Source organism: Paraburkholderia sp. SIMBA_027 (assembly GCF_046535315.1).
Taxonomy (GTDB): domain Bacteria; phylum Pseudomonadota; class Gammaproteobacteria; order Burkholderiales; family Burkholderiaceae; genus Paraburkholderia; species Paraburkholderia tropica.
In genome coordinates this window covers 1-265 of record NZ_JAWRWY010000758.1, presented here as the reverse complement: position 1 = coordinate 265, position 265 = coordinate 1, and the positions used below count along the sequence as shown (strand labels likewise).

The 265-nt window shown below is 58.5% G+C and carries 1 protein-coding gene; it reads right to left on the bottom strand.

The window, feature by feature from the left end; all coding sequences use genetic code 11:
* Positions 1 to 265, bottom strand: a 265-nt coding sequence (locus SB764_RS41090) for a hypothetical protein (protein ID WP_410866910.1), incomplete at both ends; no start/stop codon positions are given.

Genomic DNA, 265 nt, shown 5'->3' with positions numbered 1-265 from the left:
AACAACGGACTATCGAATTCTCTCTCGTCGAAGACCGCGTCTTGAGTGAAGAGCCCCACCCATTCGTCAATCTCGTGCAGATACACGCGGCGTATGTGGTCCGCCACTCCAACGGCCAGGGACTCAGCTATGTCCCTCCTTGCCCCGTAGTCCAGCAACGCGCGTTCGCCGTTATGCAGGTAGAGGTTTGCTGCGATGGTCAGGGGTCCCACCAGCTGTATCTTCAGTTCGCTGGCTCGAGAATCTTCGGCGCCGGCAGTATCGG